General features: G+C 63.4%; 16 protein-coding genes. 9 read left to right on the top strand and 7 right to left on the bottom strand.

All coding sequences use genetic code 11. The features are described from left to right. Positions 1–54: 54 nt before the first annotated feature. From ACREB7_RS02640 to ACREB7_RS02625, 4 genes are read left to right on the top strand one after another with little or no spacing between them, the layout of a single operon-like run. Complete coding sequence (locus ACREB7_RS02640; RefSeq protein WP_088473823.1) at positions 55–1,044, top strand: NAD(P)H-dependent flavin oxidoreductase; 990 nt, start codon at positions 55–57, stop codon at positions 1,042–1,044. Further along, positions 1,041–2,252: an acyl-CoA dehydrogenase family protein gene (locus tag ACREB7_RS02635; protein ID WP_105998668.1), complete on the top strand. Its 1,212-nt coding sequence runs from the start codon at positions 1,041–1,043 to the stop codon at positions 2,250–2,252. The genes ACREB7_RS02640 and ACREB7_RS02635 overlap by 4 nt, the downstream gene beginning before the upstream one ends. Positions 2,253–2,262: 10 nt before the next feature. Continuing rightward, positions 2,263–3,369: an acyl-CoA dehydrogenase family protein gene (locus tag ACREB7_RS02630; protein WP_431590744.1), complete on the top strand. Its 1,107-nt coding sequence runs from the start codon at positions 2,263–2,265 to the stop codon at positions 3,367–3,369. Between the two features lie 52 nt (positions 3,370–3,421). Next, positions 3,422–4,891, top strand: coding sequence for a coniferyl aldehyde dehydrogenase (locus tag ACREB7_RS02625; RefSeq protein WP_058537084.1), 1,470 nt, complete (start codon positions 3,422–3,424; stop codon positions 4,889–4,891). Between the two features lie 6 nt (positions 4,892–4,897). On the opposite strand, the gene ACREB7_RS02620 is transcribed toward ACREB7_RS02625, so the two are convergent. Next, positions 4,898–5,401 (bottom strand): DUF3237 domain-containing protein, encoded by a 504-nt coding sequence (locus tag ACREB7_RS02620; RefSeq protein WP_054586689.1) that lies wholly within the window; start codon positions 5,399–5,401, stop codon positions 4,898–4,900. A gap of 204 nt (positions 5,402–5,605) precedes the next feature. Between ACREB7_RS02620 and ACREB7_RS02615 the strand changes: the two genes are divergently transcribed. After that, positions 5,606–7,933: an enoyl-CoA hydratase-related protein gene (locus tag ACREB7_RS02615; RefSeq protein ID WP_058537082.1), complete on the top strand. Its 2,328-nt coding sequence runs from the start codon at positions 5,606–5,608 to the stop codon at positions 7,931–7,933. A 33-nt stretch (positions 7,934–7,966) separates the two neighbouring features. Beyond that, on the top strand, positions 7,967–8,743 hold the full coding sequence (locus ACREB7_RS02610; RefSeq protein ID WP_431590743.1) for an SDR family NAD(P)-dependent oxidoreductase: 777 nt from the start codon (positions 7,967–7,969) through the stop codon (positions 8,741–8,743). 56 nt (positions 8,744–8,799) lie between these two features. Here the strand turns inward: ACREB7_RS02610 and ACREB7_RS02605 are convergent, their stop codons facing one another. Genes ACREB7_RS02605 through ACREB7_RS02595 form a run of 3 tightly spaced genes read right to left on the bottom strand, consistent with a single transcriptional unit; the run spans position 8,800 to position 12,339 of the window. Continuing rightward, positions 8,800–9,573 (bottom strand): SDR family NAD(P)-dependent oxidoreductase, encoded by a 774-nt coding sequence (locus tag ACREB7_RS02605; protein WP_058537081.1) that lies wholly within the window; start codon positions 9,571–9,573, stop codon positions 8,800–8,802. Then, complete coding sequence (locus ACREB7_RS02600) at positions 9,570–11,120, bottom strand: acyl-CoA synthetase (RefSeq protein ID WP_058537080.1); 1,551 nt, start codon at positions 11,118–11,120, stop codon at positions 9,570–9,572. The genes ACREB7_RS02605 and ACREB7_RS02600 overlap by 4 nt, the downstream gene beginning before the upstream one ends. A 13-nt stretch (positions 11,121–11,133) precedes the next feature. Next, positions 11,134–12,339 (bottom strand): NAD(P)-dependent alcohol dehydrogenase, encoded by a 1,206-nt coding sequence (locus ACREB7_RS02595; RefSeq protein WP_431590742.1) that lies wholly within the window; start codon positions 12,337–12,339, stop codon positions 11,134–11,136. Between the two features lie 66 nt (positions 12,340–12,405). On the opposite strand from ACREB7_RS02595, the gene ACREB7_RS02590 reads away from it, so the two are divergent. Next, on the top strand, positions 12,406–13,215 hold the full coding sequence (locus tag ACREB7_RS02590) for an SDR family oxidoreductase (protein WP_431590741.1): 810 nt from the start codon (positions 12,406–12,408) through the stop codon (positions 13,213–13,215). An 11-nt stretch (positions 13,216–13,226) separates the two neighbouring features. On the opposite strand, the gene ACREB7_RS02585 is transcribed toward ACREB7_RS02590, so the two are convergent. Then, the gene (locus ACREB7_RS02585; protein ID WP_431590740.1) at positions 13,227–14,120 is read right to left on the bottom strand and encodes a tyrosine-protein phosphatase; all 894 of its coding nucleotides are present in this window, start codon (positions 14,118–14,120) and stop codon (positions 13,227–13,229) included. 140 nt (positions 14,121–14,260) lie between these two features. Here ACREB7_RS02585 and ACREB7_RS02580 point away from each other — a divergent pair, with 140 nt between their 5' ends. After that, positions 14,261–15,058 (top strand): enoyl-CoA hydratase/isomerase family protein, encoded by a 798-nt coding sequence (locus ACREB7_RS02580; protein WP_158213704.1) that lies wholly within the window; start codon positions 14,261–14,263, stop codon positions 15,056–15,058. A 45-nt stretch (positions 15,059–15,103) separates the two neighbouring features. Here ACREB7_RS02580 and ACREB7_RS02575 read toward each other — a convergent pair whose 3' ends face one another. Next, positions 15,104–16,117 carry an NADP-dependent oxidoreductase gene (locus ACREB7_RS02575; protein WP_054586698.1) on the bottom strand — a complete coding sequence of 338 codons (1,014 nt, stop codon included), beginning with the start codon at positions 16,115–16,117 and terminating at the stop codon, positions 15,104–15,106. Positions 16,118–16,202: 85 nt separating this feature from the next. Between ACREB7_RS02575 and ACREB7_RS02570 the strand changes: the two genes are divergently transcribed. Continuing rightward, positions 16,203–16,580, top strand: a complete 378-nt coding sequence (locus ACREB7_RS02570; RefSeq protein WP_054586699.1) for an EthD domain-containing protein — start codon at positions 16,203–16,205, stop codon at positions 16,578–16,580. 67 nt (positions 16,581–16,647) lie between these two features. Here ACREB7_RS02570 and ACREB7_RS02565 read toward each other — a convergent pair whose 3' ends face one another. After that, positions 16,648–17,898 carry an acetyl-CoA C-acetyltransferase gene (locus ACREB7_RS02565; RefSeq protein ID WP_431590739.1) on the bottom strand — a complete coding sequence of 417 codons (1,251 nt, stop codon included), beginning with the start codon at positions 17,896–17,898 and terminating at the stop codon, positions 16,648–16,650. Positions 17,899–18,070: the final 172 nt, after the last annotated feature.

The following is an 18,070-nucleotide window of genomic DNA, read 5'->3' as shown; positions in this document are numbered from 1 at the left end:
CGCGCGGCGGCGTTGGCAGAGAGACGACAGCATATTCGCAGGACGGATACGGGAATGGGAATCAGAACACGCATAACCGACTTGCTCGGGATCGAGCATCCGATCGTCCAGGGCGGCATGATGTGGGTGGGAACCGCGGAGATGGCTGCGGCGGTTTCCAATGCCGGTGGCCTCGGAATCATCACCGCGCTCACCCAGCCGTCTCCCGATGCGCTGCGCGCCGAGATCGAGAGATGCCGGGAGCTTACCGACAAGCCATTCGGCGTCAATTTGACGATCCTGCCGTCGATTAATCCCCCGCCCTATGCCGACTATCGCAAGGCGATCATCGACAGCGGCATCAGGATCGTCGAAACCGCAGGCTACAAGCCACAAGAGCATGTCGACGATTTCAAGGCGCATGGCATCATCGTGCTCCATAAGTGCACGGCTGTCCGGCACGCCCTCTCCGCCGAACGCATGGGCGTCGATGCCATTTCGATCGATGGCTTCGAATGCGCCGGGCATCCGGGCGAGGATGATATTCCCGGGCTTATCCTGATTCCCGCCGCTGCCGACAAGATCAAGGTTCCTATGCTCGCATCGGGCGGATTCGGCGATGGGCGCGGGCTGGTGGCAGCCTTGGCGCTCGGCGCTGACGGTATCAACATGGGGACGCGCTTCTGTGCGACCAAGGAAGCCCCCATCCACGACGATATCAAGCGCGCCATGGTCGATAACGACGAGAGGGGGACCGACCTGATCTTCCGCAGCTATCGCAACACCGCGCGCGTCGCAAAGAACAGCGTTTCAGCCGAAGTCATTGCGGCCGAACGGGAAGGAAAGCCCTTCGAAGCGATCGCGCATCTCGTCAAGGGCGCGCGCGGGAAGGAAGGGCTGGACCGCGGCGATCCCGATCATGGGATATGGACGGCTGGCATGGTTCAGGGTCTCATCCATGATATCCCGACGTGTCACGAACTCATCGACCGGATCATGGGCGAGGCCGAGTCGATCATCACGAAGCGGCTGGCGGCGATGATGCCTGGAGCGCTCACGTCATGAACGTCGATTTCGATCCATCGCTCGAAGCGTTTCGCGAGGAAGTCTGCGCGTTTCTCGATACGGCACCCACCGACGCGATCCGCGAGGCGGGGCGGAAGACCACAAGCGTTTTCGCGCCGTTCGAGGCGACAATGGAATGGCACCGCCTTCTATATGCGCGCGGCTGGGCCGCCCCGGCCTGGCCCGTCGAATATGGCGGGACCGGTTGGTCGCTCGAGCAACGCTATATTTTCTCCGAGGAGCATTGGAAGCGCGATCTGCCGCCGCTCCTGCCCAACGGCCTGATCATGGTCGGCCCCCTGCTCATGGAGCTTGGCACGCCCGAACAAAAGCGCCAGCATCTCCCCGGGATCCTTTCGGGCAAGGATTACTGGACCCAGGGCTATTCCGAACCGAGTGCCGGTTCTGATCTTGCCGCCCTGTCATGCTCGGCCCTGGCCGACGGTGACGATTATATCATCAACGGCCAGAAGACATGGACGACCCTCGCCCACAAGGCCAACAAGATGTTCATGCTCGTGCGCACGAACCGGGACGGCAAGAAGCAGCAGGGCATTACCTTTCTCCTCCTCGACCGGACCGACTATCCCGGCATGCACATCCGTCCCATCATCGGCCTCGATGGTGTGGCCGAGCAATGCGAAGTATTTTTCGATAACGTCCGCGTCCCCCAGGCGGGCCGCGTGGGCGCCGAGAATGAAGGCTGGAGCGTCGCCAAGGCGCTGCTCAAGCATGAGCGGGGCGGCGCTGCGCATAGCCCGGCGATTAGGCGCAAACTCGATGCGATCCGGGCCGCGGCGAGGGATGCAACGGCGTCCTTTGGCGGACCCCTCAGCGAGGATCCGGTATTCCAGCGCGACCTTGGGGAACTCGAAGCCGAAGTCGCGTCCTTCGAGCATGTCGAGAAGCTGGTGCTAAGCGGCCACGCCCTCGCCGACGATCCCGCGATGCCGTCGCTCAACAAGGTGATGAGTTCGGAACTCTCGCAGCTGCTGTCGATCATGATGACGCGTGTTGCCGGGATCGACGCGCTGCCGTTGCAATTGGAAGCCCTTGAGGTCGGGTCCGGCGTTCAACCCCTGGGCGATCCCTTCAGCCTCGTGGCGATGCCCTATTATCTGAATACCCGGGCCGCTTCCATCTATGCCGGCAGCAACGAGGTCCAGCGGGACCTCATCTCCCGCAATCTCCAGACCCTTCGCGCCTGAGGCAGAGCCCATGAATTTCGAATTCTCCGATGAGCAGGTCATGCTCCGCGACAGCCTCTCCCGGCTGCTCGATCAGCGTTACGCCTTTGAATCGCGCCGACGCATCATGGCTGGTCAGGCGGAAACCGGAATCTGGAGCGAACTCGTCGATATGGGGATTGTCGCGATGCCGCTTCCCGAAGCCTGCGGGGGACTGGGCGGTTCGGCCTCCGACATTGTGGCGATATCGGAGCTCTTCGGTCGCCATCTGGTCATCGAGCCTTTGCTTCCCTCGGTGATCCTCACGGGCCGGGCGCTCGCTCGCTTCGATCCCGCGGGACCGGTGCCGCAATGGATTGCCGATATTGGCACCGGAGCTTTGCGCGGCGCCTTCGCCCATGAGGAAGGTAGCGGCACCGGCGCCTCTTCGACGCTGTCGACCAAACTCTATGAAGGTGAGGCCGGTCCGCGCATCCGGGGTAGCAAGAAGCTCGTTCTTGGAGGCGGAGAAGCAGGGGTGCTGCTCATCTCGGCGCTCTCGGAGACGAAGGCGGTCTGCCTGGCCGCAGTGCCCGCCGATGCCGAAGGCATCGAAGTGCGGCGATATCGCGCGCTCGATGGCAGGCCCGTTGCGGATATCCTGCTCCATGACGTCGCGGTCGACAGGGCTGCCATCATGGCGGGCGCCGATGCGGCGCTGGAGGCCTTGCTCGCGGATGCCCGACTAGCACTCGCAGCCGAAGCCGTCGGGGCCATGGCCGTCCTGATGGCAACCACCGCAGACTTCGCGGGCACGCGCGAGCAATTCGGTCGGCCGATCGGAAGCTTTCAAGCGATCGCGCACCGGCTCGCCGATATGAAAATTGCCTATGTCAAGGCGCGAGCGTCGCTTCTCTATATCGCGGCGCTGGCCGACAGCGGACGGGCAACGAGCCGGGATATTTCGGTATTGAAGGCGCAGGTTGGCAGGCTGGGGCGCGAGATCGCGCAGGGGGCCGTACAAATCCACGGCGGCATCGGCATGACCGACGAGCTTCCGGTCGGTCATTACCTCAAACATATTCTCACGATCGACGGTCTGTTCGGCAACACGGACTATCATCTGCGTGAAATCGGCAGGGTAGTCGCCGCTGCGTGAACAGGGGGGAAGCGTCAGCTTCCTGTTTCAGAAGCTATGGAAGGTACGAAAAATGACCAAGAGCTTACGCGCTGACACGATGGCTACCGATAGCGCTGCTCTCGAGCAGATGCTGCAGCGCCAGCGCAAGGCCCATATTGCAGACGGTCAGGCGAGCGCGGAGTTGCGTATTGACCGGCTCGATCGCTGTGCTGCCTTGCTTCGCGACTATTCCGCGCGGTTCGAAGAGGCAATCAATGCCGATTTCGGCAACCGGTCGCGCCATGCATCGGCTATCACCGACATCATGAGTCCGCTTGGCGCGCTGCGCGACTGTCGGGCCAATCTGCGTAAATGGATGCGCAGCGAACGACGGCCGGTCGAACCGAGGTTGCTCGGCCTCTTCGGCGCCCGGTCGGAAATCCGGTTCCAGCCCAAAGGCGTGATCGGCATCATTGCGCCGTGGAACTTTCCGGTGGGTCTCGTCTTCTCTCCGCTTGCCGGCGTTCTGGCCGCCGGGAACCGGGCGCTGATCAAGCCGTCGGAATTCACGCCGCGAACGTCGGATCTGCTCCAGCAATCGATCGCCGAATATTTCGCGCCCGACGAGGTCGCGGTCGTGACAGGCGGTGCCGATGTGGGGGCCGCCTTCGCGGCGTTGCCCTTCGATCACCTGATATTCACCGGCGCCGGCTCGGTCGCAAAGCATGTGATGCGCGCTGCGGCGGAGAATCTCGTGCCCCTGACGCTCGAGCTTGGCGGGAAGAGCCCTGTGATCCTCGGTGCGAGCGTGGACATGCCCGTCGCCGCAGCGCGGATCATGGCCGGAAAAACCCTGAACGCCGGTCAAATATGCCTGGCGCCTGATCATATATTCGTGCCTCGTGGGCTACGCGACAGCTTTGTCACCGAGGCACGGCAGGCGACCGAGGCGATGTTCGGCTCCCTCAAGGATAATCCTGACTACACGGCCATGATATCGGACAGGCACTTCGAGCGCGTGCGCGGCTATGTCGCGGACGCGCGTGAGAAGGGTGCCACGATCGTCGAGATCAACCCCGCTGGCGAGACGTTCGAACAGCAGGAGCATCGCCGGATACCTCCGACACTCATTCTCGATGCGACCCGCGACATGGCGGTGATGCAGGACGAGATATTCGGGCCGCTTCTGCCGGTCGTTGCATATGACAGCGCCGAGGAGGTTGTGGCGGAGATCAATGCGCACGACCGGCCGCTTGCGCTTTACTATTTTGGATCGGAAGCGGGCGAACGCGATCGCATCATCGATGCCACGACCTCGGGCGGTGTGTGCGTCAATGACGTGATCATGCATTGCGCGCAGGAAAATCTGCCTTTCGGCGGCATCGGGCCTTCGGGTATGGGTGCCTATCACGGGATCGACGGCTTTCGCGAATTCAGCCATCGCAAGGCGATCCACACTCAGCTCGGCAGGGATCTGGGGCCGATGAAGCTTTTCAGGCCGCCCTATGGCGCCAAGCTTCGCGCCTTCGTCGACAAGCAGATCGGAGCGGGCGCCCGGTAGAAGGAGCTAGCCGTCGAATTTGAACACGCTGTCCGCGCGCGCCAGACCAATCGACTGATCGGGGACGCATTGGTACATGAGATATTCGACGGCCCTCCCGTCCCCCCGACCCTCGGCGACCGCCATCACATGGTTCAGCCAGGAATAGCGCGCGTGGCTGGTTTCGAAGCGGGGCTGCGTCGCAAAATAGGTCTCGCCGAAATCGACCGTCTCGCCGGCCTTGTATTTGGCCGCAGCCTGCGGCGTCGTGTTGGCGACCCCGAAATATTGGACGAAGATGTTCGCCATGTCGTGGGTGACGATGACGAGCCGAACGTCGATGTGAAAGACGCCCTCCTGGTCGATCAACTCGAACTCGCCTCCGACAGGCGCGACCGTGCCCTTGATACGTGGGCCTTCGACGGTGCCGCCGCCCAGCTGCCACACGTTGCGGCGACCCTTTGGTATCGGTCCGATCGGATAGCGGTTGCCCAGATCGACGCGCATGCGCAGCAGGGGTTCAAGGTGCATGCTCTTCTCCATCAAGTTGGAATGCTCGGCTGCTACGGGCTGTCGTTTGGAAGCGGGCAGCGTCGCATCCTAAGACGGGCCGCGATAATAATCAATTGACCAATTAACTTGCCACCTGACGTCCGCTTGCCTATCGATCGGTTTTAGGAAGACGCTGCGCGCGCAAGTGGCGAGCCGGACGTATAAGGATGGGAGACAGCTGAGATGAAAGGGACAGCAGCAGCGCAGACGCCCGTGATCATCGCCGTCGGCGAGATTGTGGATCGCCCGGATGACCCGGGCAAGGCGCTCGAACCTGTGGCGCTGATGGCAGAAGCGCTGCGCCGCGCGGCGGCGGAAACGCCGGCCGTTCTCGGCGCGCTGGACTCGATGGATCTCGTCGGACAGGTCACCTGGCGCTACCGCGACCCCGTAGCTCTTCTTTGCGAGAAGCTCTCGATCGGCCCCGCCCGTGCCCAAAATGCCAGCATGGGCGGCGAAACGCCTATTCGCCTCCTGCACGAGGCAGCACTCCGTATCGCGCGGGGTGACAGCGCCGTTGCCGCGATCGTCGGCGGTGAGGCCGTCAATGCGATGGGCAAGGCGCGCAAGGCCAAGGCGAAGCTCGACTGGACCCCGCTCGCTCCCAAAGAGGAAACCGTCGCGGTCGACTTCGCCTCGCTTCCGATGCGCAAGGCCTCGAAAAAGCTCGGAATGACTGCGCCCGTTCATATCTACCCGCTCTATGAGAACGCCTTCCAGGCCGCCCGCGGGCAGACCCCGGCCGAGGGCCGCGCCGCTGCCGCCGAACTCTGGGCGGACTATGCCAAGGTAGCCGCGTCCAATGAAACCGCATGGTTGCGTTCCGCGCCGGGAGCGGCAGAGATCGGCACGCCTTCGGAGAGCAACCGGCTGGTGGCCTTTCCCTATCCCAAGCTCATGGTCGCGAACCCTTCGGTCAACCAGGCGGCCGCGATCGTCGTGGCAAGCCTCGAATGGGCCCTCGCCAACGGGATTCCCGAAGAGCGGCTGATCTATATCTGGGATGGCGCGGCAGCGCAGGAGCCCGGGGATTATCTGGAACGCGACCGCTATGACCAGTCGACCGCGCAGCGCGTGGTTCTGGAGCAGGCAGTCGAGATCGCCGGCGGCGATGCCTCCGCGATCGATCTGGCGGAACTGTACAGCTGCTTTCCGATTGTGCCCAAGATGGCGCTCAAGACGCTGAAGCTGCGGCCGGACGTCAAGCCGACGGTGACCGGCGGGCTGACCTTCTTTGGCGGCCCGATGAACAATTATATGAGCCACGGCGTCTGCGCGATGGTCCGGGAGCTGCGGGCCGGAAAGGGAACCACAGGCCTTCTCTACGGCCAGGGTGGCGTCGTATCCAAACATCATGCGCTGTTGATCTCGACGCGGCCCCCGGAAAAGACTTTGAGCCCGGACTATTCGGTTCAGGCCAGGGCGGACGCGTTGCGCGGCTCCGTGCCCGAATTTACAGAGACCTATGAGGGCGCTGCCACCGTCGAAACGCACACGATCATTTATACGCCGAAGGGCGAGGTCCTCCACGGCGTCGTGATCGCGCGCACCGCAGATGGCCAGCGAACGATCGCGAAGGTGCGGCGTGACGATGATCGATCGATCTTGGTCCTCTCCTCGCTCGACGCCAATCCCATCGGCACGTCCGGCCATATCCGCACCGATGCCTTTGGCGCCCGGATATGGGAGGCAGGCGAGAAGCGCGACCGGCGCGCGGCACCGCGCCGCTTCTGTCTCGTCGAGCGCGACGGGCCGATCACTCTGGTCACGATCAACCGCCCCGACGCGATGAATGCGTTGACGCCATATGCGAACGAGGAGCTGGCCGAGGTTTTCGACGACTTCCAGGCTGATCCCGATCAGTGGGTGGCCATCCTGACGGGGGCCGGTGACAAGGCCTTTTCGTCGGGTAATGACCTCAAGTTCACCGCGCAGTCGATGGCTGCGGGGTTGCCGCTCGAGACACCGACCAAGGGATTTGCCGGCCTCACCGCGCGCTGGGACAACAACAAGCCCGTCATCGCCGCGGTAAATGGTATTGCCATGGGTGGCGGCTTCGAGATTGCATTGGCCTGCGACCTCATCATCGCGGCCGAAGGCGCCGTTTTCGCTCTTCCCGAGCCCAAGGTTGGCCTCGCCGCTCTTGCGGGGGGGCTCCACCGTCTGCCTCGGCAGATCGGCCTCAAGCAGGCCATGGGCATGATCCTCACCGCCCGCCGCGTATCGGCCGCTGAAGGTCTGTCGCTTGGCTTCGTCAATGAAGTGGTGCCGCAAGACGAACTGCTCGCAGCGGCGCGGCGTTGGGCCGATGACATCGCCGCGTGCAGCCCGATGTCGATCCGGGCTTCGAAGGAGGCCGTCATGAAAGGCTTGGACGAAAGCGACCTCGCGGCCGCCTATGGGAACCAGACGCGATATCCGGCGATCGGAGCGCTCTTCCGGTCGGACGATGTGCGCGAGGGGCCGCTCGCGTTCGCCCAGAAGCGGCCACCGGTCTGGAAGGGCCGATAGGTTTCTCGGGGTCTGCCGGGAAGGAGAGGGGGAATGGGTGTGGCGACAGCTTTTGATCTGACCGGGCGCGTGGCGCTCGTGACCGGCGCTTCGTCCGGACTTGGCGCGGGCTTTGCGCGCGTGCTCGCTGAGGCCGGCGCTAAGGTGGTCCTTGCGGCGCGGCGTGTCGACCGGCTCGAGGCAGAGGTCGATGCGATCAGGGGGCAGGGCGGCGAGGCGCTCGCCGTGGCCCTCGATGTCACGAACGAAGCCTCGACAATAGCGGCCTATGATGCGGCCGAGGCAGCTTTCGGAACTGTCGACACGATTGTCGCCAATGCGGGTATCGCGAGCGATAACGCGGCCCTGCACCTCACCGCCTCGCATGTCGACGATCTGCTCGCTGTCAACGTCCGGGGCGCCTTCCTGACCGCCACCGAAGGAGCGCGGCGGCTCGTGGCAGCGGGAAGCCGCGAGCGCGAGCATGGCCGAGTCGTCATCATCGGCTCCATTACGGCCGAGCGGGCGCTGCCCGCGGCGTCCGTTTACGGCGCGACCAAGGCCGCTGCGCGCCATATGGCCAAGGCATTTGCGCGCGAATGGGCGCGGCGCGGCATCAATGTGAATGTCATCCAGCCTGGCTATTTTGAGTCCGAGATGACGGCGGAGATGGTCGGAAGCGAAGCGGGGCAGGCATATATCGCTTCCTTTCCGCGCGCCCGCTTGCGCCCGGCGAGCGATCTCCACGCGCCGTTGCTGTTTCTCTGCTCGGACGCATCGCTCGGGATAACCGGTACGGTCATCACCGTCGATGATGGACAATCGCTATGAGACATCCTTGCGACTTGCCTCTCCCGCTTTGGCTCCGGAGGTCGTTAAGCATGCGGTCAGCGCAGGAACTGGCCGTCGTCGACCTTGAGGATCGTCCCGGTGACCGCTTCCGAGGCGGGCGACACCAAATAGAGCAAGCTTGAGTCAAGTTGCTCCGGCAAACCCAGCCGCTTGCGCGGAAAGGTGCCGATAAAGGCGTCGCCGGTCCGGGACCGCATCCCGTCCATCATCTCGGAATCGAACGAGCCCGGGGCAATGCAATTGACGTTGATATGAAAGCGCGCCCATTCGATCGCCAGGGCTTCGCTCATCCGCACGACCGCAGCCTTGCTCGTCGCGTAAAGGGCGGCGCCCTGCCTGGGCGCCACAAAGGCCGCTATCGAGGCTATATTGACGATCCGCCCATGTTGCCTGGCCTCGATGAGCCGCGTTGCAACCTCGCGCGCGAAGAGGAAGGGCGCACGCACGTTCACGTCGAGCACGCGATCGATGAGATCGAGCGGCATGCGCGTTGCGAGCTGCGCATCGGGAATGCCGGCGTTGTTGATGAGGATCCCGGTTGGTCCGAAAGCCGCCTGCGCCTTGTCGACCGCCTCGACGATTTGCCCCGGGTCAGCGACATCGGCTGCGACGGCGGTCGCTCTGCCGCCCGCCGTCTCTATCTCGGCGACCAGCGCTTCGAGGCGTTCGATACGTCGGCCGACGACCGTAACGGCGGCACCCGCCGCTGCGAGCGTTTTGGCAAAGCGGTAGCCGAGCCCCGACGAGGCCCCGGTGACGATAGCAGACTGGCCCGCGAGAAGCGAGGCATCCTTCGGAGCGGCGGTCATCGCGATGCGGCTCCGGCAGCCTTGTCCCTAGCCCAATATTCGTCGCGGATGAGGCGTTTGTAGAGCTTGCCGGTGTCGAGCCGGGGGAGTGCTTTCGAGAAGTCGATCTGACGAGGTGCCTTGACGTGACTGAGCTTCTCGCGCGCGAGCGCCATGAGTTCGGCCGCAAGCGCGTCACCGGCGTCGGACCAATGGACGGGCTGAACGACCGCGATCACGCGCTCGCCCATCTCTTCGTCCGGTCCGCCGATCACGGCGACGTCCGCGACCTTTGGATGTGTCACCAGCAGATTCTCGATCTCCTGCGGATAGATGTTCACCCCACCCGAGATGATCATGAAGCTCTTGCGGTCGGTGAGATAGAGATAGCCTTCCTCGTCGACCCAGCCGATGTCGCCGAGCGTCGTCCATCCCTCCGCATGCCGCGACTCGTCGGTCTTGGCCGCGTCGTTGTGATACTCGAACCGCGGCCCGCCGCTGAAATAGATCGTGCCTTCCTGCCGAGGCGGAAGCTCCCGCCCTTCTTCGTCGCAAATGTGGAGCTTCGTCGTCAGGGGCCTGCCGACCGAGCCCTTGTGAGCGAGCCACTCCTGAGGCCCGATGAAGGTCCCGCCATTGCCTTCGGATCCACTGTAATATTCATGAATGATCGGACCGAACCAGTCCATCATCGCTTCCTTGACCGGGACCGGGCAGGGGGCGGCGGCGTGGACCACGGTGCTCAGCGACGAGACGTCATGGGCGGCGCGCTCGCCCTCCGGCATCTTGAGCATGCGGATGAAATGGGTCGGCACGAATTGCGCAATCGTCACCTTGTATCGCGCGATGGCGGCGAGCGCCGTCTCGGGTGCAAAGCGCTCCATGAGAACGACGGTGGCGCCAAGGCGCATCATCGCCATCGTCCAGCGGAGCGGTGCCGCATGATAAATGGGGGCAGGGCAGAGATAGATGCTGTCCGCCGACGCGCCGTAGAGTTGCGTCGCCACCATGACAACCGAGTCCGGCTTGTCGATGGCCTCGCCGCAGATCGGGCTCGGCTTGATGCCTTTCGGCCGTCCCGTCGTGCCCGACGAATAGAGCATGTCATAGCCCGCCTGTTCGTCGGCGACCGGGACTGGGGGCATTGCACTGCGCTCGGACTCGAAATCGAGATAGCCTGCGATCCGGCCGCCTGTTGCGAACAGGTCGATATCGAGGTCGCGTCGCGCGATTTCCGCCGCGACCTCGCCTTGCGCGGCCGAAATGATGAAGATCCGGGCGCCGCTGTCGCGCAATATATATTCGACTTCGTCAGCCTGGAGCTTGTTGGAGATGGTGACGAAGTAGAGGCCTGCACGCTGGGCAGCCCAGGCGATCTCGTAAAAAGCGGGCGAATTGGGAAGGCACATCGCGATCGTCGAGCCGGGAGCCAGTCCGAGGGCCCTAAATAGCTGCGCGCCCTGGTTCGAGCGGCGGTCGAGATCGGAATAGCGCAGCGCCTCGCCCGTTTCGGCCATGATCAGGGCGGGCTTGTGGGGCGTCGAGCGGGCATGGATCGAGGGATGCATAGTGTCCGTCCTCTCAGGGGATCATCACGGCCTTCACGCACCGTCCGGCGTGCTGGTCGGCAATGGCTTCGTTGATCTGCGATAGCGGATATCTGCGAACGAGACGGTCGAAAGGCAGCTCTCCCGCCTTGTAGAGCTCGATCATGCGGGGGATGAACATATCGGGTAGGCTATCGCCTTCGATGATGCCCATCACGATATGACCCGCACCGACCAGTTGGTTGATCGAAAGACCCAGCCGATCGTCGGCGGGGCTTGCGATTCCGACAAGTCCGAAGGTCGCGCGCGGCGCCAATGCAGTCATCGCGGATTCGATGACCTCTCGCCGGCCTGTCGTGTCGAACGCATAATCGACCCCGACCGGGACGATTTCGCGGATTGCCGTCGCAAAGTCGGCGGAGGCCGGATCGATGACGTGCGTCGCACCAAGTTCGAGCGCCAGGGCCCGGCGTTCCTCCCGCGGCTCGACAACGATGATGGTGGCACATTCCTGGACCTTGGCGCCGAGGACCGCACTCAGCCCCACCGCGCCGGCGCCGATCACAAGAAGCGACGAGCCTTTGGGGCAGGCGAGCGAGTTCATCACCGCGCCCACGCCCGTCTGGACACCGCAACCCAGCGGGCCAAGCAACTCGATCGGCAGCGCTGGGTCGACGCGGACGGTGTTGCGTTCATTGGCAAGTGCATAGGATGCGAATGACGACTGGCCGAAGAAGTTCGCACTTGCGGGTTCTTCGCCGACACAGAGCGTCCGGCTTCCGTCCACTCGGCAGCCGCCATAGTTCATTTGTGCGAAGCGAACACAATAGGCCGGCCGGCCCTCATCGCACCGGGGGCATTCGCCGCAGCTGTTGAAGGTCAGTACGACATGATCGCCAGGGCGCACCTTCGACACCCCCTCGCCGACGCGCTCGACGATACCCGACCCTTCATGGCCAAGCACCGCCGGCGCCTTCATGATCTGGAGACTTCCGCCAAAGGCAAGGTCGGTATGGCAGAGGCCGACGCCCGCGATGCGGACCAATATCTCGCCCGGCCGCGGATCTTCGAGCATGATATCCTCGATATCCCACCGCCCCCCCGGGGTGCGGGCTACCGCGGCGAATGCTTGCTTGGCCATGCTCCATCTCCCATGCGCCGTCGCCGTTCGTCCATTGTCGAAAGGGGCAGCGGCGATCCTTGCTCGCGTGGAATTATCAATTGGCAAAAAAATAATCAATCAACTAATGAAATTCTCTGATGCTCGTGATGGGCGCTGACGCGAAGAGTGTGAGGGAGAGTGACAGTGGCCGGGGACGCGTTTCGTGAGGATATTTTCAAGAACAGGACATTGTTCGTCGCCGGAGGGTCAGGTGGCATCAATCTCGCGATTGCCGAGCGATTCGCCGAACTCGGGGCGAACATAAGCCTCATAAGCCGCGATGCCGAGCGGGTGTGTGCAGCCGCCAGGAGCATTGATCCGGGTGGTGCGCGCGCAATGGGGCTCGCCGCCGATGTTCGCGATTTCGAGGCGGTGGACGCAGCCTTCGCTGCGACGGTCGAACGGTTCGGGGAGATCGACTTCGTCGTTTCCGGTGCCGCTGGAAATTTTCTGGCACCGGTGATTGGCATGTCCGCAAACGCATTCAAGACGGTCATAGACATCGACCTTCTGGGCACTTTCAACGTGATGCGCGCCGCGTTCGACCATTTGCGCAAACCTGGCGCGTCGCTCATCTCGATTACGGCGGGACAAGCCATTCGCCCGACGATGTTCCAGGCGCATGCCGGCGCGGCAAAGGCAGGGATCAACAATCTGACCCAGACGCTCGCGATGGAGTGGGGGCCAGCCGGCGTTCGCGTAAACGCCATCGCTCCGGGGCCGATCGGCGATACTGAAGGCATGCGCAGGCTGACCCCATCGGAGGCTGCGACCGCGGCGTTGAAGAAACGGATTCCGCTGCGCGACTATGGCGTCAAGCGCGACATCGCCGATCTCGCGGTATTTCTTTGCACCCCCAATGCAAAATATATCACCGGAGCAATTCTCGATTGTGACGGAGGTTCTGTGCTCGGTGACGCGTCGGCAGACGCCCTCACTGTCCCGCCGCGATAGGCAAGGACCGGTCAGCCTTCGAGGAGGTTGTCCTGTAGCCGGCCAAGATCGCTATCCGAGAGGCCGAGGACGTCCTTCGCGAAGCTGGATATCGAGCCATGCCGCCACTCCAGTTCGCGAAAGGCAGCCTCGATATAGCTGCGATCGGCGCGCATAAGGATTTCGAGCGCATCGGGCGCCAGGCGTTCCATCCACTTTCCTTGCATGCCCGCCGCCGCCGCACTCGCGGTCAGGCGTTTCCAGTCGAGCAGTTCGGCCGTCTTGCAATAGTCCGCGATGATATATTCCCGGCGAATTCCGATGAGATCGAGCAATAGTGCGATGGCGATGCCGGTGCGGTCCTTCCCGGCCGAGCAGTGGATGAGCACCGGCAGGCTGCCTGCGGCGATATGGCGATACAGGCTGGCGAGATGCGTCGCGTGCCTGTCGGCCAGGCTTCGGTAGAAATGCCGCACTGCTTCGGCATAATCATCGGGCTTGAGGTCGCGCGCAAACAACCGCTGATCGCCTGAAAGATCGATATCGCCCTCGTCCCAGACCAAGGTAGTGCGCTTTTCCGCAAAAGCCGGAACGGTCGGATGGAGCGCGCGCTCGCTGGCCAGGCGCAGGTCTGCGATCGTGGAAATCGCGTCGAGCGATTCGTTGCGGATATCGTCGCTCGTCAACTCGTCCAGCCGGGCGGACCGCCATATCAGCCGTCGCTTCAAAACCCTGCCATCGCGGGCCGGATAGCCGCCGACCTCCCGAAAGTTCTGGCCGCCGGCAAGTGCGACCAGCCGATCCTCTTCGATCACGACAGTCTCGGTCATATGATATCCCACAAAAAGGTGCGCCCGTGCGCCGCGTTTATCAACCAGTCTCGGGTTTCCAATATGTGACGCCATTCCCTTCGACTTTGGCGTCATCGCCCGGTGCCCGGGCTCCATCCCCGCTCATGCCAGACCGGAAGAACCCGCCCCAGCCTTATTATGTGATTGATTAATTGATTGTGCAACCCGGTCGGGGGATGCTAGCTCACCGGATCAGCAATGGAAAAGGTCCGCGGATGACAGGCAAGCCGCTTCGCGTTCAGGTCGAAAGCGCCGAAGACGTAGCCGTCGTGCGCTTCGCCAATCCGCCGCACGGCACCATCTCGAACGGCGGTGCGGCGGACCTTGTCGCGGCGATCAGGCCCCTCCTCGCGGCGGCCGAAACACGAGCGATCATTCTCACAGGCGGTCAGGACGGCATCTTCATCCGCCACGCCGACGTCCGGCAAATTGCAACTTCGCTTGAACGCGTAGGCATGGGAAGCGTCGATCCGCAAGCCTTTGCGACCAGCGCATTCGCCGAACTCGGCGCGATGCTCGACGCCGCCGAAAAGCCGGTGATCGCCGCGATTGACGGCCTGTGCATGGGCGGCGGCTTCGAAATTGCACTCGCCTGCACCATGCGGATCGCATCGCCCGCCGCCACCGCGATCGGCCTTCCCGAAATTCGCCTCGACATCTTCCCCGGCGGAGGGGGAACGCAGCGGCTGTCGCGACTGGTCGGACGCCATCGGGCCCGCCTGTTCATGCTCCGCGGCGACGTCATGACGGCCAGCCAGGCGCTGGCGGCCGGCCTTGTCGATGAAGTGGTCCCCTGTGCGCTCGATCGTGCCCTCGAATTGGCCGGCATGTTCGCCGGCCGTTCGACCGCCGCGGTGTCCGCGATCCTGCGCCTGACGGCCACTGACGAAGACCGGGAGAGGCTGGCCGCGGAAGCTTGCCGGTTTGGCGAGCTTGGCCTCACCGGCGAGGCGCTGCCGGAGGCGCTCTTCCAGTTCGCAGAAGGCGATGTCGGACTTGAAACGATGCGATGAAGGGGCTGTGCGCAGCGTCAGGCGTCAGGCGTCAGGCGTCAGGCGTCAGGGCTCCGGCGAAACTCTGACGACGAGCTTTCCGTCGTTGCCCCCTGTAAACAGCAGGTCGAGCGCGGCCACCGCCTCCTCGAGCCCGTCGACGACATGATCCTTCCAGGCAAGCCGGCCCTCGGCAATCCACGACGAGAGGTCGGCGAATGCTCCAGGCGCCTGGCGAAGATAATCGATCACGATGAAGCCTCGAACGGTCAGGCGCTGCATGAGGATTCGCCCGAAGTCGCGCGGCCCCGGCATTGGCCCGTCCTCATTGTAGGCGGAGATCATTCCGCACAGCGCCATGCGGCCATCCTTGCGGAGACGCGAGAAAACGGCATCCATGATCGGACCGCCGACATTTTCGAAATTCATGTCGATACCTGTCGGGTACAGCCGGTCGAGCGCGACACCGACATCCTCGTTGCGATAGTCGATCGCCGAATCAAACCCCAGCGTCTCGGTAAGCCAGCCGCATTTTTCCGGGCCGCCGGCAATCCCGACCACTTGCGCGCCCTTGATGCGGCCGATTTGACCGACGATCGAGCCGACGGCACCCGCCGCCGCGGACACCGCCAGGACTTCGCCTTCCCGAGGCTTGCAGATGTCCAGCAGCCCGAAATAGGCCGTCAGTCCCGTCGCCCCGAGGACCGACAAATAGGCCGTCAGCGGAACTCCAGCCTGCGGCGCGATACGACGCGATCCGCGCTCATTCGCTATCGAGTAAAGCTCCCAACCGCCGGTCGATGGCAGGACGAGGTCCCCGACGCGAAAGCGGTCCGAGCGCGAAGCCTCGACGACCCCGATCGTGCCGCCGCGCATGACGTCGCCCACACCGACCGGAGGCAGATATTGGTCGCGATCGCTCATCCAGAGCCGGTTCGTCGGATCAAGCGAAAGATAGAGGTTGCGAACCAATATCTCTCCGTCCGCGAGCGGGCCTATGGGCGTTTCCCGCAGTTCCAGGTCCGCAGCGCCAGGCGCGCCTTGCGGACGGCGCTTCAATATCCATTGGCGGTTCTTCATATCCTATCTCCTTAAGCGCGGGACAGCGACCAGAGCCAATTCCCATCCGGGGCGCGCGGCGACCCTTTCACAAGAAAGTCTGACCATGATTGCCATCAAATTCTGCCTGCGGCGGTTGCCCGCTCTCACATTGTCCGAATTTCAGGACTATTGGCTCAATCAACATGCACCGCTTGTTCGCAGCGTTGCCGAGACGCTTGGCATCCGCCGCTATGTCCAGTCGCACGCCCTTGACGACGACGGGCTTACCCGTGCTTTGGCTGGCCGCGGCTGCGAGCTTCCGCCCTACGACGGTATTGCCGAGCTTTGGTACGATAGCGCGGCTGCCGTGCGAGCGGCGGGTATGACCGAGGCAGGACGCGCCGCAGGCAGGCTGCTGCTCGCCGACGAGAAAAGGTTCATCGACCTTCCCAACTCGCCCATCTTCTGGGTTCAGGGGCACGACATCATCAGCAATGGATAGCGGCGGGCGAATGCGCCGCCCGCCGCTATTTGTCATCGGCTCCAATCCGTCAGCCAAAGCTTCGACGTCAAAGCCTTTCGATGATGATCGCCGGCGCCATGCCGCCGGCGGCGCACATGGTGACCAGGCCATAGCGGCCGCCCGAGCGTTCGAGTTCGTCGAGCGCGGTGCCGATCAGGATCGAGCCGGTCGCGCCGATCGGGTGACCGAGCGCCATCGAACCGCCGTTGATGTTGACCTTTTCACGATCCAGATCCAGGTCGCGGATGAACTTCTCGGCAACGACCGAGAAGGCCTCGTTGATTTCCCAGACGTCGATGTCGTCCTTGGTCAGCCCCGCCTTTTCGAGCACCTTCTTCGCCGCCGGGACCGGGGCGTTGAGCATCAGCGTCGGGTCGTCGCCGATATTGGCATAAGCGACGATGCGCGCGCGCGGGGTCAGGCCGTTCTTCTCGGCATAGGCTTGCGACGTGAGCAGGATCGCCGCGGCGCCGTCGACGACGCCCGACGAATTGCCCGCATGATGGAAATGCTGGATTTCGAGGTCGGGATAGCGGCGGTTGATCTGCTTGCGGAAGGTCACCCCGCCGCCAAGATCGAAATCGGCCAGGCCGCTGAAGCTGGGCTTCAGCGCGGCAAGCCCTTCGGCGGTCGTTTCGGGGCGCGGAAACTCCTCGCGGTCGAGCGCAACGCTGCCGTCTGGGTTAAGGACGGGGACGACCGACTTGCTGAAACGGCCTTCCTTGATCGCCTTGTCGGCGCGCTGCTGGCTGACGAGCGCGAGCGCATCGAGAGCCTCGCGGCTGATGCCTTCCATCGTCGCGATCGCGTCGCCGCAAATTCCCTGGTGCGATTGCGGGTGGAGCGTGTCGAGCGCTTCATGACCCGATCCCATCATCTGGGGGGCAAGGCCGGCGTTGGCCTGCTCAGCGGCGTGGCTGGCGGTAAAGCTCATCATTTCGGTGCCGCCGGCGATCACGCAATCTTCCATACCCGACATCACCGACGCCGCCGCGAAGTTCACCGAACTGATGCCGCCGCCGCAGAAGCGGTCGAGCGTCGTGCCGCTCGCCTTGATGTCATAGCCCGCCGAAAGCGCCGCCATGCGGCCGAGGTCACCGCCCTGCTTGCCGACCTGGCTCGACGTCGACCAGACGATGTCGTCGACCGTTGATGTGTCGAGATTATTGCGGTCGCGGATCGCAGCGAGCACCGTCGCGGCAAGATGCTGCGGGTGAAGGTGCGAAAGCGCGCCCTTGCCGGGCTTGCCGATCCCGCGCGGGGTGCGGACGGCGTCGATGATATAGGCTTCAGTCATGAAAGCATCCTTGCAAGAAGTTGGTCCGATCCAGAATTAGTCGAGCGATTAATTTAATCCCTCGCTTCGATCAAGCGAATTGGTCGGTGCGGACGGAGGGCTCGGGAGCCCGACCGGCAGCGAGGTTGCATGCAAAAAACGCTTGCCTCGTCGCATAATCAATTGAATGATT

The sequence above is a fragment of the Sphingopyxis sp. genome (assembly GCF_050725615.1).
GTDB lineage: Bacteria > Pseudomonadota > Alphaproteobacteria > Sphingomonadales > Sphingomonadaceae > Sphingopyxis.
This window is presented reverse-complemented; position numbering and strand designations above follow the sequence as displayed.